The organism is Planococcus chinensis (assembly GCF_042681545.1).
GTDB lineage: Bacteria > Bacillota > Bacilli > Bacillales_A > Planococcaceae > Planococcus > Planococcus chinensis.
Genome location: NZ_JBHUFW010000004.1, coordinates 904,310 through 918,428, shown reverse-complemented (window position 1 = coordinate 918,428; position 14,119 = coordinate 904,310). Strand labels below are relative to the sequence as shown.

The 14,119-nt window shown below is 51.7% G+C and carries 17 protein-coding genes; 1 reads left to right on the top strand and 16 read right to left on the bottom strand.

The annotated features are described in order from the left end of the window. Positions 1 to 2: 2 nt before the first annotated feature. The 7 genes from panC to ACFSDB_RS06850 form a co-directional block, all read right to left on the bottom strand. Positions 3 to 842 carry a pantoate--beta-alanine ligase gene (gene panC / locus ACFSDB_RS06880; RefSeq protein ID WP_204892318.1) on the bottom strand — a complete coding sequence of 280 codons (840 nt, stop codon included), beginning with the start codon at positions 840 to 842 and terminating at the stop codon, positions 3 to 5. 230 nt (positions 843 to 1,072) lie between these two features. Then, on the bottom strand, positions 1,073 to 2,056 hold the full coding sequence (locus tag ACFSDB_RS06875) for a biotin--[acetyl-CoA-carboxylase] ligase (RefSeq protein WP_204892319.1): 984 nt from the start codon (positions 2,054 to 2,056) through the stop codon (positions 1,073 to 1,075). After that, positions 2,034 to 3,167 carry a CCA tRNA nucleotidyltransferase gene (locus tag ACFSDB_RS06870; protein ID WP_204892320.1) on the bottom strand — a complete coding sequence of 378 codons (1,134 nt, stop codon included), beginning with the start codon at positions 3,165 to 3,167 and terminating at the stop codon, positions 2,034 to 2,036. The genes ACFSDB_RS06875 and ACFSDB_RS06870 overlap by 23 nt, the downstream gene beginning before the upstream one ends. Beyond that, on the bottom strand, positions 3,164 to 4,306 hold the full coding sequence (gene bshA, locus ACFSDB_RS06865) for an N-acetyl-alpha-D-glucosaminyl L-malate synthase BshA (protein WP_204892321.1): 1,143 nt from the start codon (positions 4,304 to 4,306) through the stop codon (positions 3,164 to 3,166). Before bshA ends, ACFSDB_RS06870 begins: the two co-directional genes overlap by 4 nt. 11 nt (positions 4,307 to 4,317) lie before the next feature. Beyond that, on the bottom strand, positions 4,318 to 4,722 hold the full coding sequence (mgsA, locus tag ACFSDB_RS06860; RefSeq protein ID WP_204892322.1) for a methylglyoxal synthase: 405 nt from the start codon (positions 4,720 to 4,722) through the stop codon (positions 4,318 to 4,320). A 13-nt stretch (positions 4,723 to 4,735) separates the two neighbouring features. After that, entirely contained in the window at positions 4,736 to 5,536 is an 801-nt protein-coding gene (gene dapB / locus ACFSDB_RS06855; RefSeq protein WP_204892323.1) for a 4-hydroxy-tetrahydrodipicolinate reductase, read from the bottom strand. Then, positions 5,536 to 5,871 carry a nucleotide pyrophosphohydrolase gene (locus tag ACFSDB_RS06850; RefSeq protein ID WP_204892324.1) on the bottom strand — a complete coding sequence of 112 codons (336 nt, stop codon included), beginning with the start codon at positions 5,869 to 5,871 and terminating at the stop codon, positions 5,536 to 5,538. The genes dapB and ACFSDB_RS06850 overlap by 1 nt, the downstream gene beginning before the upstream one ends. 107 nt (positions 5,872 to 5,978) lie before the next feature. Between ACFSDB_RS06850 and ACFSDB_RS06845 the strand changes: the two genes are divergently transcribed. Further along, entirely contained in the window at positions 5,979 to 6,845 is an 867-nt protein-coding gene (locus tag ACFSDB_RS06845; protein WP_204892325.1) for a YitT family protein, read from the top strand. A 46-nt stretch (positions 6,846 to 6,891) separates the two neighbouring features. On the opposite strand, the gene ACFSDB_RS06840 is transcribed toward ACFSDB_RS06845, so the two are convergent. The 9 genes from ACFSDB_RS06840 to aroA form a co-directional block, all read right to left on the bottom strand. Continuing rightward, complete coding sequence (locus tag ACFSDB_RS06840) at positions 6,892 to 7,566, bottom strand: zinc metallopeptidase (protein WP_204892326.1); 675 nt, start codon at positions 7,564 to 7,566, stop codon at positions 6,892 to 6,894. Positions 7,567 to 7,628: 62 nt separating this feature from the next. Beyond that, positions 7,629 to 8,231 carry a lipoprotein heptaprenylglyceryl N-acetyltransferase LhaT gene (gene lhaT / locus ACFSDB_RS06835; RefSeq protein ID WP_204892327.1) on the bottom strand — a complete coding sequence of 201 codons (603 nt, stop codon included), beginning with the start codon at positions 8,229 to 8,231 and terminating at the stop codon, positions 7,629 to 7,631. 56 nt (positions 8,232 to 8,287) lie between these two features. Further along, positions 8,288 to 9,067, bottom strand: a complete 780-nt coding sequence (locus ACFSDB_RS06830) for a menaquinol-cytochrome c reductase cytochrome b/c subunit (RefSeq protein ID WP_204892328.1) — start codon at positions 9,065 to 9,067, stop codon at positions 8,288 to 8,290. A gap of 39 nt (positions 9,068 to 9,106) precedes the next feature. Further along, positions 9,107 to 9,781, bottom strand: a complete 675-nt coding sequence (gene qcrB / locus ACFSDB_RS06825; protein WP_204892329.1) for a menaquinol-cytochrome c reductase cytochrome b subunit — start codon at positions 9,779 to 9,781, stop codon at positions 9,107 to 9,109. A gap of 21 nt (positions 9,782 to 9,802) precedes the next feature. Continuing rightward, positions 9,803 to 10,306 carry a QcrA and Rieske domain-containing protein gene (locus tag ACFSDB_RS06820; protein ID WP_204892330.1) on the bottom strand — a complete coding sequence of 168 codons (504 nt, stop codon included), beginning with the start codon at positions 10,304 to 10,306 and terminating at the stop codon, positions 9,803 to 9,805. 141 nt (positions 10,307 to 10,447) lie between these two features. Further along, positions 10,448 to 10,900, bottom strand: coding sequence for a YpiF family protein (locus tag ACFSDB_RS06815; protein WP_204892460.1), 453 nt, complete (start codon positions 10,898 to 10,900; stop codon positions 10,448 to 10,450). Between the two features lie 5 nt (positions 10,901 to 10,905). Then, complete coding sequence (locus ACFSDB_RS06810) at positions 10,906 to 11,469, bottom strand: ReoY family proteolytic degradation factor (protein WP_204892331.1); 564 nt, start codon at positions 11,467 to 11,469, stop codon at positions 10,906 to 10,908. Positions 11,470 to 11,483: 14 nt separating this feature from the next. Next, positions 11,484 to 12,737: a tetratricopeptide repeat protein gene (locus ACFSDB_RS06805; RefSeq protein WP_204892332.1), complete on the bottom strand. Its 1,254-nt coding sequence runs from the start codon at positions 12,735 to 12,737 to the stop codon at positions 11,484 to 11,486. A gap of 89 nt (positions 12,738 to 12,826) precedes the next feature. Beyond that, on the bottom strand, positions 12,827 to 14,107 hold the full coding sequence (gene aroA / locus ACFSDB_RS06800; protein WP_204892333.1) for a 3-phosphoshikimate 1-carboxyvinyltransferase: 1,281 nt from the start codon (positions 14,105 to 14,107) through the stop codon (positions 12,827 to 12,829). Positions 14,108 to 14,119: the final 12 nt, after the last annotated feature.

Sequence of the window (14,119 nt, the reverse complement as noted above, 5' to 3'; positions counted from 1 at the left end):
GATTAGTTCTTCCCCTTCATATTAAAGATAAGATTGTCGATCAGGCGTGCTTTTTCAAATTGGACGGCGAGGGCCAGAATGGCTTCCTCTTCGATTTGTTCTGTCAAAGATGGGTAGCTTAGCAGGTCGATATAATCGATTTTCCCAGAAACCCGCTCTTCCAAATAGGCTTTCATCGGCGCTATCGGATCTTCTCCGGCAAGAGCGGCCACTTTCCCCAGCTGAAGCGCTTTTTGCAGGTGGGGTGCTTCCACCCGTTCAGCTTCGCTCAAATAGACATTGCGGGAACTTTTGGCAAGGCCATCCGCTTCCCGAACCGTTTCGCCTCTGCGAATGGTTAGCGGAAAATTGAAGTCTTCCACAAGCGACTCGATGATGGCGAGCTGCTGGGCATCCTTCTGTCCGAAATAAGCGCGTGCCGGCTGGATAATATGGAACAGCTTTGTAACCACTTTCAGGACCCCGTCAAAATGGCCGGGCCGCTTCGCACCGCAAAGGACATCGGCAAGCGGGCCTGCCGACATGGAAATCGCCGACTGGCGCGGATACATCTCTTCGACAGAAGGCGCAAAGATCACTTCGGTGCCGGCTGCTTCTGCGAGTTCGCTATCCCGTTCCAAATCCCTTGGATAGCGGTCAAAATCTTCATTGGGGCCGAATTGCGCCGGGTTAACGAAAATGCTCATAACGACGTGGTCGTTTTCAGCCTTCGCCCGTTCGACAAGCGATATGTGCCCTTCATGCAAAAAGCCCATAGTCGGCACTAAGCCGATGGACCGGCCGCCCTTTTTGGCCTCCTGGACCCATTCGCCCATTTCGCGGATGGTGGTTATCGTTTTCAATTATTGTTCTCTCCTCTCGGGAAGAAGACCATATAAAAAGCCCTCCTGCCAAAAATGGACAGAAGGACAGAAAATGTAAGTTCGGTTTCTTCCGTCCCTGTCATGTAGTAGATCAAGGCAGATCATTTCGTTATGGAATTTTTAGGTATTTATGGTGTTGCCGGTGCAGTTCACTGGGGATACTGCCCGTTAAAAACACTATAGCAGAAAAGGCGGAAAAGCGAAATATTTCAATTCGCCATTTCAATATCCGCCGAATAAATGCTGTGCAGCTTGCCGTCCGGCGTCCTCAGCTGCAGGACGCCGTCTTCTGTGATGCTTTCCGCGATGCCGGTGAGCGTCTCTTTTGCCATTCGCGCGCGAACCTGGTTGCCGATCGTCGAAGAATAGCCTTCCCAGATCGTTTTCAGCAAACCGAACCCTTGGCTGATGTAGAGATCCGTATATACTTCCAGATGATAAAGGATCGCCCGGACCAATTCCTGCCGGCTGACGCCGCTTCCGCTTTCCATTTTCAAGGAAGTCGCGATCCCTGCCAGTTCCGCCGGAAAATCGGCGGCATCCTGGTTGGCGTTCAGCCCGATGCCGATAATCAGCGCCTGGATGCCGTCAGCATCGGATTGCAGTTCCGTCAAGATGCCGGTGCATTTCCTTCCGGCTATCAAGATGTCATTTGGCCATTTGATTTCGGGCTTCAGTCCGGTGACTTCTTCGATTGCCCGGACGACAGCGACTGCCGCAACCAATGTGAATTGCGGCGCCTTTTGCGGAACGACAGCCGGGCGCAGGATAACGCTCATCCAGATGCCCTTGCCTGCCGCGGAATCCCATTTCCGGGCAAGACGGCCTCTTCCGGCTGTCTGTTCCTCCGCAAGGACCACCGTGCCAGCCGGCTTTCCTTCCTGTGCCAATTGATGGGCGATGATCTGGGTGGAGGCGCACGTCGGCACATATTCGATTTCCCTGCCGAGGCTTCGCGTCTTCAAAAGCGCTTGGACCGCTGCCGGTTGGAGCGAATCGGGGGAACCCGAGAGGCTATAGCCCTTTTTCTTTACAGAATGGATAGTATAGCCCATCTCTTCCAGTTCTTTGATATGCTTCCAGACAGCTGTCCTGGAAATGCCGAATTCATCCGCCAATTGTTGGCCGGAAAGCGCTTCGCCCTCTGCCTCGATCAATCGCTTGGCTAATTTATGCGTGACGGTGATATTCATCTAAAAACCAGTCCTTTATCTTTTCGTGGTCATTCGGCAGCTGGCCGAAAACAATCTTGCGCTCCATGCTTTCAATCCATTGCCGGATCCATTGTCCTTGGCGCTTGCCCGTCCATTGCATCAAATCGATGCCATTGACGGCAAGATCCCGTTTCGACTGGATCGGCAGCGCTTCTTTTTCCTGCTGCGGCGTGACGTTCCGCCCGCTGAGATAGGCGGCAATCTCCAGTTCCTTGCACTCAAAGCAATAGAACGTCCAAGCGTCCCAACGCTCGAGCCGGGCCGCTTTCAGCGCATTTTCAATCAGCCGCCTTTCGCCATTGGAGAACTTAAAGCCTTTGACTGCCGGAAATTCCGCCCCTTGCCGGTAGAGCATGTAAGCCCAGCCATAGGCGGCCTGTGCTTGCGGTTCATAGCCGCTCCAATCCATTTCCAGCAATACGCCCGCCGGCAGATGCCGGGTAAGGCCTGAATCTTTCAAGTAGCACATGCTCCGTTCCGTCCGGGGGTTGATCAATATCTTGTCCAGTTCGTTTTTCAGCCGCTCCACCGCTACCGCACTGATCAGCGATGCATGCTGCTGGATGGCGGCAAGCGTGCCCGGGTCGACTGAAAAGTCAAGCTGGCCGGAAAAACGGACTGCCCGGAGCATACGGAGCGCATCTTCCTGAAACCGTTCGCCCGGATTGCCGACTGCCCGGATAACCCGCTGCTCCAGATCTTCCCGTCCTCCGAAAGGGTCGATGACACGGAGCTCCTCGTCCATGGCCATGGCGTTGATGGTGAAATCGCGGCGTTTCAAATCCTCTTCGAGCGACTGGACAAATTCGACTTTATCCGGCCGGCGCATGTCGCTATAGGCGCCTTCTGTCCGGAACGTCGTGACTTCGATCCCTTCCCCTTCAAGCAGCACCAGCACTGTGCCATGCTCGATGCCGGTGTCGACTGTACGGGAAAAGAGTTTTTTCACCTGTTCAGGTGAAGCGTTCGAAGCGACGTCCATATCATGCGGTGTTTTGCCCAGCAGGTAATCCCGGACTGCCCCGCCGACGATATACGCTTCGTAGCCTGCCTTTTCCAGAACCCGTATCACTTTTGCGGCATTTTTCATTCGATCGCCCCTTTTTCAAGCAGACGGCTATAGATGCCGAGATATTCTCCCAAAATAGCTGTTGAATGGAACCTTTGTTGGACCGTGGCGAGTGCCCCTTGCACCAGCCGTGCGTGCTCTTCCGGGTCTGTGAGCAGCTGGAGCGCTTGGGCGGCTGCCCCTTCCGTATCGCCCAGTTCCACTAGGTAGCCATTGACGCCGTTGTCGATGAGTTCCGGCATACCGCCTACCGCTGTCCCTATGCACGGAACGCCGCAAGCCATCGCTTCAAGCAGCACCAGCCCAAAAGATTCCTTTTCAGACATCAGCAATTTGAGGTCGCTGATATTGTACAGTTCCGATAAATTGTCGCGTTTCCCAAGGAATAAAACATCTTCTTCGATACCCAATTTGTTCACCAGCTGGACAATCCGCCCCATTTCCGGGCCGTCGCCGACCAATAGGAGTTTGGCGTCTACCTTGCCGTGCACTTTATGGAACGTTTCCACGATGTCTTCGACGCGCTTGACATTCCGGAAATTCGATACATGGATCAGGATTTTCTCGTTTTCGCCGATGCCCAGTTCCTGTTTCAAGCGGCCAGCATCTTTTACATGGTATTCCCTTTCATCGACAAAATTATAAACCGTTTCTATTCTTTTGTCCGCTCCGACGAGTTCATACGTCTGGTCGCGCAATGAATTGGAAACAGCCGTCACAACGTCCGATCCTTCGATGCCGTAGCGGATCGCTTCCCGGAGCGACGAATCAGCCCCCAACACCGTGATATCGGTGCCGTGCAGCGTTGTAACAATGCCGATGTCGGACTTGGCCATATCTCGCCCGAGAATCGCACAAACCGCATGCGGAATCGCATAATGGACATGCAGGAGGTCCAGTTTTTCATTCTTGATGACTTCCGCAATTTTTGTCGCCAACGCAATGTCATAAGGCGGATACTGAAAAACGGAATAGGTGTTGACGTCCACTTGATGGCTGAATATATTCGCGTACATCCGGTTCAGTCTGAACGGTGTACTCGAGGTGATAAAATGCACTTCATGCCCTTGTTCCGCTAGCATTTTGCCGAGTTCTGTCGCGATGATGCCCGAGCCGCCGACTGTCGGATAGCATGTGATGCCGATTTTCATTTTTCGCAAAGCTGCCACTCCTATTCTCTCCGTTCGCGGATCAACCGCCAATTTACAAAACCTTCTTCAAGGCCCTTCAATAAAACCTCAGCTGTGCCCATATTCGTTGCAAGCGGCACGTTATAGACGTCGCACAGCCGCATCAAAGCCGAAACGTCAGGTTCATGTGGCTGTGCAGTCAAAGGGTCGCGGAAGAAGATGATCATGTCCATCTCGTCCTGTGCAATCATTGCGCCGATCTGCTGGTCGCCGCCCAGTGGGCCGGAACGGAAGCGCATGACATCCAAGTCCGTTTCATCCATGATGCGCTGGCCGGTGGTCCCGGTCGCGTACAAGGTATGCTGGGCCAAAATCGGCTGATAGGCCGTCACAAATTGGATCAGGTCGTCTTTCTTTTTATCATGAGCGATTAATGCTAACTTCATGCCATCGTCCCCTTCAGTCTATGATATGCTCCAGCCCATAAATCAGTCTTTCCGTTTCCATGACCGTTTTTACGGAAAGCACTACACCGCTCATGAAAGATCCGCGGTTGAACGAATCGTGCCGGATGGTCAGCAGCTGCCCTTCGCCACCGAGCAGCACTTGTTGGTGGGCGACCAGGCCTGGCAGTCGGACGCTGTGGATCCGCATGCCTTCATAATTCGCGCCACGCGCCCCTTCGAGCGTTTCTTTTTCATGGACATGCCCTTGTTCATGGGTCGGGCGGTGCCCGGCAATGAGATGGGCGGTCTTCATCGCCGTGCCTGAAGGCGCATCCAATTTCTGATCATGGTGCATTTCAATGATTTCGATATCGGGCAGGTACTTGGCTGCCTGTTCTGCAAACTTCATCATCAAGACGGCCCCTACCGCAAAATTCGGGGCAATGATGCAGCCGACTTTCGTCTCTTCCGCAAGTCCCGCCAATTCCTTTAATTCATCATCCGAAAATCCGGTCGTCCCGACGACCGGGCGAATATTCAATTGAAGGGCCTGCTTCGTATGTTTATAGACCGCTTCTGGCGAAGTCAGATCGACCAGTACATGCGGCCCAGTTGCCGTGTGCATCTCTTCCATATCCGTAAAGACTGGAACGTCATACGAATCCGGAAAAACATCCAATTCCGCCAGAGTTGCGCCGATGTCTTTATAGTCCAGCACCGCCACCAATTCCATCTCCTGATTTTTCATGACTGTATGTACCGCTTCTTGCCCCATTTTGCCTCTTGGTCCGGCGATTGCTACGCGTATTGTCATTATTCCTCTTCCTTTCTTGTCCAGCGGTCCTTGTCCCGCGTGTTGAATTTGTCCATGACCCGGTCGTGGGCTTTCTGCAGGTCGATATCGAGCGAATTCGCCATGCAGATCAAGACAAACAGCACGTCTCCCATCTCATCGGCAATTGCGCCTTCGCTTTCAGACGCTTTCTTCTTCTTCGGGCCGAATTCATGCATCACTTCCCGGGACAGTTCTCCCAGCTCTTCGGTCAGCCTCGCCATCAGCTCCATCGGCGTAAAATAACCTTCCTTGAATTGGCCGATATATGCATCGACCTCCTTTTGAAGGTCGTTCATTGTCTTTTTGCCGTCCATGCCATCACACTCCTCATTTCATCGTAAAGAAAACAGGGGATGTTGTCAAAATCATTATTATAACCGATAATACAGAAGTTGAGTTTACGCAAGGGAGAGAATCATATATGAAAGAACTGCGTTTGAAAAACATCATTTTCATCCTGCTGGGATCGGCCATCTACAGCTTCGGCTTTGTCCACTTCAATATCCAGAACGAACTCGGAGAAGGCGGATTTGCCGGCATCACGCTGATCCTTTATTTCCTCTTTGAATGGGATCCTGCACTTATGAACCTTTTATTGAATATTCCGCTGTTCTTCATCGGCTGGAAGCTGCTCGGCAAAAAAGTGTTCCTGTATACAATCATCGGGACCGTTGCCGTGTCGGTATTCCTCAAGATCTTCCTGGTGTATGAAATCCAAATTGACCTTCACGAAGATTTGTTCCTCGCAACCCTGTTTGCCGGTGTGTTTGTCGGCATCGGGCTTGGAATCATCTTCCGCTACGGCGGGACGACCGGCGGAGTAGATATTATCGCCCGCCTGGTGCAGAAATACAGCGGCTGGAGCATGGGCAAGACGATGTTCTTGTTCGATGCTGCTGTCATTGGCCTTTCGCGGCTGACGTTCTTGGACAACCGGACCATGATGTATACACTGGTCGCCGTTTTTGTCGGAGCCCGGGTCATCGACTTTGTCCAGGAAGGCGCTTATTCCGGTAGAGGGGCGCTGATCATTTCCGACTCGCAGGAAGAGATCGCCAGCCGGATTGCTGTTGAAATGGACCGTGGCATCACGATTCTCCGTGGCTACGGCCATTTTACGAAAGAAGAGCGCGAAGTGCTTTATTGTGTAGTCGCAAAAAATGAAATCGTCCGCTTGAAGAACATCATCAACAGCGTCGATCCGCATGCATTCGTTTCCTTGATGGAAGTCCATGACGTCATGGGCGAAGGCTTCACGCTCGACGAACAAAAGCAGCCCATCGGGTGAAATGAAAGAAACCGTTCCGGAAAATCCGGAACGGTTTCTTTTTGTTTTATGAACGGTTCATGCCTGTGTAGATCAATAGAAGGCGTGCGAGTTCAAGCACTGCGACAGCAGTAGCTGCGACATAGGTCATCGCTGCTGCGCTCAATACTTTTTTCGCATGGCGCTCCTCTTCATTGCGGATGATGTTGTTTGCCAGCAGCTGGTCCATCGCGCGGCTGGATGCGTTAAACTCCACCGGCAGCGTTATAAGCTGGAAAAGGACGCCTGCAGCAAGCAGGATAATGCCGATCAGCAAAGCGCCGCTCCAAGCGGAGAACAGCCCGATCATGATGAAGATCCAGGACATGTTCGAAGAGATGTTGACGATCGGAACCAAACGATGGCGCAGCCGCAGGAATGAATAAGCTTCCGCATCCTGGATGGCGTGGCCGACTTCGTGTGCGGCGACCGCCGTCCCGGCTACTGACGCTTCATGGAAGTTATGGCTGCTTAGCGCAACGATTTTGGTCATCGGGTTGTAATGGTCGCTCAGCATGCCGCGGCTTTCGACGACTTTGACGTCATGCAGCCCATTCTGGTCCAGAATGATCCGTGCTACCTGGGCGCCGGTATGGCCGGAAGTCGAGCGGATCTTGGAGTATTTGCTATAGGTTCTTTTCAATTTAAATTGCGCCCACATAGGGATGATCAGCAAAAGGATGAAATAGATCAAAAAATCCATCTGTACAACACACCTTTCTCATATGCTTCTATCTCTATTTTACGGGCAAAGGTCAGCTATGGTCAACTAAAACGCCCCTGCGGCCGGTTGAGTTCGGCGACGAACAAAGCGAATGCGATGCAGCCGATCGACAGCCAGAACGTGAAGTAGCCGATTTGGCTGCTGTACATTTCAAGGCTCCGGTAAATCGGCATTTGCCCGAAGACGTAATCAATGACATCGTTATGCAAAGTCCAGACGGCAGTCAGTGCGACCGAGACCCAGCCGAACCGGTAATGGTCGATATAGAGCACGGCCTGAAGTGCCATTGCGAAATGGGAACCGACGAGCATCCAGCCGATCCAGCCGATCGAGCCGGTTTCCCAGAGGGTCAACAGGTTCATCACTACAGCCCACAACCCGTATTTGATCAACGTGACAAAAGCCAGTGCTTCGATGATCCGGCTGCGCTTGCCGATCAGCCAAAGCCCGAGGACGATGGTGAAAAACAGGCTGGCTGTCGGGCTGTCCGGCACGAAAATCAGGAACTTCGGTTCGGTGATTTCCAGCTGCCAACCATACCATATATATCCATAGATCGTCCCGGCCAGATTGACCAGGAACAGAAGAACGAGAAATGGGCGGAACATGAGCCAGGCGGATAATTTATAGACTGTCGAAAGCATGTGCCTCTTCCTTTCGGGTAGCAAAAAAGAGCCGGTTTCCCGGCTCTTTTGTTGGTTTATTCGGATAAGCCATCGATGAATTCAGTCATGACCTTAAGGTCTTCTTCTGAACCGTCCCAAGATGGAGGCATAACTTGCTGACCATCCCGCTCGATGCCGTTTACAGCGATTTCAGCGATTTCTTCTGCGGTAAATTCAGTAGCAGTCAATGCTGGACCGACTGCACCTTCCAAGTTGTCGCCGTGGCAGCTGATACATGCTGATCCAGTATAGATTTCATAGCCTGGGTCGGCCGTATCAATTTCAACTTCCTCGACGATCTGCCCCTGCGCTTCAGCAGCTTCCCAGTCATGGTTCACAACTGATTCCCATGTCAAGAAGATGATTGCAGCAGTTGCAAGAAGCATGAATCCTGTCGGCAGCGGCCGTTTAGACGGGCGGCGTTCAGGGCCCGGATCCAAGAATGGAGCCAGCGCCAAAGCAGTGAATGCCAAACCTGGCATGATGATGGCGCCCACAATATTGAATGGACCAGAAGCAAATTCATATTTTAACAATTGGTATAAGAACAAGAAATACCAGTCTGGCAATGGAATATAGCCCGTGTCTGTCGGATCCGCCTGGCCTTCAAGAGGCGATGGATGCGCGACAGTAAGGAGCAGGTACCCAATCAAGAAGACAGCACCGATCATCCATTCTTTCAAAAGGAAGTTCGGCCAGAAAGCTTCTGTTTTGCCAGGATATTCGGAGTAATCTTTCGGGATATTCGGCTTACGATGCTGCAAGCCTGGTACACGTGAATCCCCGACGAATTTCATCCCTTTTCCGCGATGCATAATGTCCCCTCCTTAAAAAAATCCATTTGGCCGCTCTTCTTATAGCGGGCCGGAAATACCTTGTCTTCTGATCATGATGAAATGCGCGCCGAGCAACCCAAGCAAAGCAGCGGGCAAGAAGAATACATGAATCGCGAAGAAGCGGGTAAGCGTCTGTGCACCCAGGATAGCAGAATCCCCGGCAAGCAAGACTTTGATTGCGCCGCCGATGACCGGAACTGAAGCTGCAATCTCAATACCAACTTTTGTTGCAAACAATGCTTTCATATCCCATGGAAGCAGGTAGCCTGTGAAGCTTAGGCCGAGGATGACGCCGAATAGCATAACGCCGACGATCCAGTTCAATTCACGAGGTTTCTTATAAGAACCTGTAAAGAATACACGTAGAGTATGAAGGAAAATCATTACAACTACTAGAGAAGAACCCCAGTGGTGCATCCCACGCACAATCTCTCCAAAAGCGACTTCGTTTTGAAGATAGTAGACCGACTGCCAAGCATTTTCAATATCCGGCACATAGTACATTGTCAAGAACATACCTGATAGGATCTGGATTACTGTAATGAAGAACGTGAGTCCTCCGAAACAATAAACGAATGCCGAGAAGTGGTGTGCGGGGTTTACGTGCTCCGGTACTTCATGGTCTGCGATATCGCGCCAGATAGGCGTGATGTCCAAACGCTCATCAACCCAATCATATAACTTGTTTAGCACTGGTGTCGTACCCCCTAACTATTAAACTAATGTGTTCGGTTTTACTGCGCCGATAGCTAAGAAGCCATCACGTTCTTCCACTGTAAATTCATCGAGTGGTCCAAGCGGCGGAGTTCCGGGAACGTTCTGGCCGTTCTTCTCATAGCGCCCTGCGTGGCATGGGCAGAAGAATTGGTTCGGGTGTTCCGGATCGGCTGCCCAGTTGACTGTGCATCCTAAATGTTTGCAGACTGGCGATAGGGCAATGATTTTGTCCCCTTCTTTATACACCCAAGCAGAATTTGTCACTTCTGATGTATACCATGCATCCACTTGCTCGTAAGCAAAGTCGACGCGCACTGGCTCTTCTGACAAATCAGCGACCTTTTGGTCGGTCAAAATGAAATCCCCACCAGCTTTTTCCTGCAATAGCGGGTCAACCGCAAAGCGAACCATTGGCATCAGCATGCCTGCTGCCATGAATCCGCCTACACCTGTTAATGTGTAGCCTAAAAATTGACGTCGTGATACACGATTGTTGCTCATCCTTTTCCCCCCTCTAACATTCAAGGTCAGTCCAATGGACATACTCATTTCAAATATAATTACTAGGACAACCTAATGATATATCAATCAAATGTTTAGGTCAATATCGCAATGAATCGATTGGTTCCTTTTGTGAACATTTCATGAAGGCTGTGACCATTCGCTGATAAAAAGCGGCAAGACCTGCCGCAGCTGGTCTTCCATCACCGAAAGCTTGAATGACTGGTCCATGTTTTCGGTCGGAATCGCCGGCAGCCATAAAACATTATTCAATTCCGGCAGCGTCCGCCATTCCGCATCAGTCGTCATATAAAACACATGCTTGAAGCCGGTCTTCCCCATTTCCTCTTTCAGCTCAGCCGCCACCCGGCTCCGGTCAGCGCCTTTAGGATAGGAAACGGGCGGGAACAACAGAATGCGCCCCTTGAATTGCTTTTCCAACAGGTTGGTCAGCGACTGCAGATAATCAGAGCCGCTCGCACTCGGCTTCATGCCGTTTGCCGAGAGGTCAAGCTGGACAAGCGGGATTACCGCCGTGTCCACGTATTCCTGCTGTTGCAAATATTGGTCGATATCTTTTCCGGTAAAATGCATAAACGTCAATCACTCTCCGATTCCTTTAGGGTCTTGATCGATTGAAGCAATGCCGAAAGCTCGAAAAACTTCTCACGGTCGTTTGCATCAAGCGCTTCGTCGATCTGCTTAAGTACCGATTCTTCCTGGAAAGCTGAAAGGCTCGCTTCGAGCATGCCTTCTGCAATTTTCCGGTCTTCTTCCGTTATGGAAGCATTTTTCGGCATATAAGGGTTCTCTTCCAGCACCAATAAGTAAAGCGGCGATGGCGGGCGGTTCGGGAAGTTCAGCTGCACGTACAGGTCTTCGTCCGGATTCAGGCGCAGATCATGGAACGATTTTTCCGCGTCGGCTGTCATAAGATTGCCTTTATAGAAGCGGAACGGAATTTCCTTCGACTCCGTAGACGACATGACCATGGCCCGGGGGCAATAATGCGCTTCTTCCACAAAATGCGTCTTTTCAAGTAGGTCCTCATTGCTGAGCATATAATTGAGAATCCAGATGCACTCCCGCCGTTTCATTTTATGGGACTGCAAGAACCAGCGTACGAACTGCTTTTTTTCTCCTACAGAAACTGAAGCGGTCATCGGAATTCCTCCTTTTACTCGAATGATTGCTGCCAATCAAACCACTCCGGATTTTCCGGCTCTAAAGCTTGAAGCTCTTTAATGATTTCGAGGGCTTCCCCGCGTTTCCCTTCCTCGATCAGGAATCGCGCATACTTTTCAAGAAAATTCGGGTCGTCCCGGAAAGCCGGATGAGCTTTGCCAAAATATTCCCCGGCTTTTGCGAATTGCTCCGTCCGTTCATAGGCTTCCGCAATCATCGGATAAAGTCCTGCCCAATCATCTCCGCTTTCAATGACGCTCTCCGCCAGTTCAAGCGTATATTCATCCAGCTCTTCCGCGTGGAAATAGGAAACCAATGTGTAGATCGCCTCCATATACTCTGGATCTAGCGCTATGGCCTGGCGCAGGTTCTCTACGCCTTCCTGGGCTTTGCCGAGCTTCAATGCGAGCTTCCCGGCGAACAGGTAAAGCTCTTTGTCGTATTCATCCCGCTCAATCCCTTTAAGGATTGCATGATAGGCACCTTCATAGTCTTCCGCCATGTTCAGGCTCTGCGCCCGCAGCAGATAAGCAGAAAAATAATCCGGATCCAATCCGATCAGTTCATCCAGCCGCCTTACAGCCATTTCATATTGCCTTGTCTGGAAAGCGGCAAACGCTGCGCCGAAAAGCACATCCGGTTTTTGCGTCTCTTTCAGCGCTTCTTCGTAAAAAGGCAGCGCCTCTTCATAAGCCGCTCCGGCACTGTAAACTTCCGCGAGCCGCTCCGATAAATCGACGCCTTCAAGCTGGGTGCCTTCCCGCTTCAAATCCTGATAAATCTTTGCAGATTCGAGGTAACGGCCGGAGTCGAGCAGCAATTCGGCTTTCGCCTGCTGCAGCAAAGGTTCCTCCGGAAGAAGCTCGATCGCTTCGTTCAATCGGCTCTCCGCCGCTTCGATCAACCCCTGCAATTGAAACAGGTCGGCGAGCGTCACCAATACCTGCGGATAAAGTTCATCATCTTTGGAGATTTCCATCAAGGCATTCAGCGCCTCGTCTTCCCTGTCCACTTCGATCAGAAGATTTGCGCGGTCGACGGTCAATTGGGATTCTTCCGGGAAAACGAACTGAAGATGTTCGAGGACTTTGATCGCTTCTTCGACGTAGCCGATTTCGGCCAGCCATTCGGAAAGGTCATACTGCTCCTCCGGGTCGCCGCTCAGCAGATACGCTTCGATCGACTCGTTAACCGAACGCGGATCCCCTTGTTCGACTGCATGTTGAATGTCTTTGATACTTGCCATCCTATCACCTATTCTTTTGAATTTCCTAGTTCCATCCTACACGAAAGTGTGTTCGAATCATAATAAAAAACTCCCCTTTCGGAGAGTTCTTAGATCAACGAATTCATCTCTTCGACAAAATTCGGAAATGACACGGAAATGCAGTCGGGATCATCGATGGTGACCGGCCCGTCTGCAATCAAAGCCGCTACAGCAGCCATCATGCCAAGCCGGTGATCGCCATAGGTCATCATATCGGCGCCTCTTAGCGGCGTCGGCCCGTTGATGATCATGCCGTCTTCCGTAGCTGTGATATCCGCACCCATTTTCGATAGTTCTGCAACTACTGCGGCAATGCGGTCCGTCTCTTTTACCCGCAGCTCTTCCGCGTCTTTGATGACCGTCTGCCCTTTTGCCTGAGTCGCGACCAGCGCAATCAAAGGAATTTCATCAATCAGGCGGGGAATCAGGCTTCCTCCGATTTCGGTGGCTGTCAGGCTCGAAGAACGGATGACAAGGTCCGCCGGCATTTCGCCTGTTTCTTCCCGCAAATCGATGCCGACATCTGCACCCATCGCTTTGACGACATCCAATATGCCGGTCCTTGTCGGGTTGCATCCGACATTCGCCAGCTTCACTTCGCTGCCCTTCGTGATCAAAGCCGCACCGATCATGAACGCTGCCGAAGAAATATCACCGGGTACGCTGACATGGGCTGCAGCCAGCTGTTGGCCCCCTTGAAGTTCAATGGTGCCGTCATGCCGTTTGATTGATGCTCCAAAATGCTCCAGCATGATTTCGGTATGGTCGCGCGTCGGAACCGGCTCCTTGATGACCGTTGTCCCTTCCGCTTTCAATGCGGCAAGGAGAATCGCCGATTTCACCTGTGCACTTGCGACAGGGAGCGTATAGTCGATAGCTTGGAGCCGGGTCCCTTGGACCGCTAGCGGCGTAAACTGGCCGTCCTGCCGTCCGCGGATGTCCGCACCCATCAACCGCAGGGGATTGATAATGCGTTTCATCGGGCGTTTGGCGATGGAAGCATCTCCTGCCATCACAGAGTGGAATCCGGTTCCTGCCAGAAGGCCAAGCATGAGACGGGTCGTTGTCCCCGAGTTGCCTGTATCCAGCACTTCTGAAGGTTCTTGCCACTGGGCTTCGCCGCCGCTGACAATGGTCACTTTGTCGCCGTCAAGGTTGATTTCGACGCCAAGTTTGCGGAAACAGCTGATTGTGCTCAGACAATCATCGCCGAGAAGGAATCCTTCGACCGTTGTCGTGCCTTTGGCCACGGAACCAAACATGATTGCCCGGTGGGAAATCGATTTGTCGCCAGGCACTTGAATCGTGCCTTTTAATGAGGGGTTCGAGTATGTCAATGTCAACGTCATCATAGGGCCTCT

What these genes read in the sequence shown, in the direction of transcription:
- ACFSDB_RS06805 (WP_204892332.1), bottom strand. Translation starts at nt 12,737, where the DNA reads ATGGCAAGTATCAAAGACATTCAACATGCAGTCGAACAAGGGGATCCG.
- ACFSDB_RS06850 (WP_204892324.1), bottom strand. Translation starts at nt 5,871, where the DNA reads ATGGACGGCAAAAAGACAATGAACGACCTTCAAAAGGAGGTCGATGCA.
- dapB (WP_204892323.1), bottom strand. Translation starts at nt 5,536, where the DNA reads ATGACAATACGCGTAGCAATCGCCGGACCAAGAGGCAAAATGGGGCAA.
- ACFSDB_RS06870 (WP_204892320.1), bottom strand. Translation starts at nt 3,167, where the DNA reads ATGAAAAATGCCGCAAAAGTGATACGGGTTCTGGAAAAGGCAGGCTAC.
- ACFSDB_RS06820 (WP_204892330.1), bottom strand. Translation starts at nt 10,306, where the DNA reads ATGAGCAACAATCGTGTATCACGACGTCAATTTTTAGGCTACACATTA.
- mgsA (WP_204892322.1), bottom strand. Translation starts at nt 4,722, where the DNA reads ATGAAGTTAGCATTAATCGCTCATGATAAAAAGAAAGACGACCTGATC.
- lhaT (WP_204892327.1), bottom strand. Translation starts at nt 8,231, where the DNA reads ATGCTTTCGACAGTCTATAAATTATCCGCCTGGCTCATGTTCCGCCCA.
- aroA (WP_204892333.1), bottom strand. Translation starts at nt 14,107, where the DNA reads ATGACGTTGACATTGACATACTCGAACCCCTCATTAAAAGGCACGATT.
- ACFSDB_RS06840 (WP_204892326.1), bottom strand. Translation starts at nt 7,566, where the DNA reads ATGGATTTTTTGATCTATTTCATCCTTTTGCTGATCATCCCTATGTGG.
- ACFSDB_RS06810 (WP_204892331.1), bottom strand. Translation starts at nt 11,469, where the DNA reads ATGACCGCTTCAGTTTCTGTAGGAGAAAAAAAGCAGTTCGTACGCTGG.
- ACFSDB_RS06830 (WP_204892328.1), bottom strand. Translation starts at nt 9,067, where the DNA reads ATGCATCGCGGAAAAGGGATGAAATTCGTCGGGGATTCACGTGTACCA.
- ACFSDB_RS06815 (WP_204892460.1), bottom strand. Translation starts at nt 10,900, where the DNA reads ATGCATTTTACCGGAAAAGATATCGACCAATATTTGCAACAGCAGGAA.
- ACFSDB_RS06875 (WP_204892319.1), bottom strand. Translation starts at nt 2,056, where the DNA reads ATGAATATCACCGTCACGCATAAATTAGCCAAGCGATTGATCGAGGCA.
- ACFSDB_RS06845 (WP_204892325.1), top strand. Translation starts at nt 5,979, where the DNA reads ATGAAAGAACTGCGTTTGAAAAACATCATTTTCATCCTGCTGGGATCG.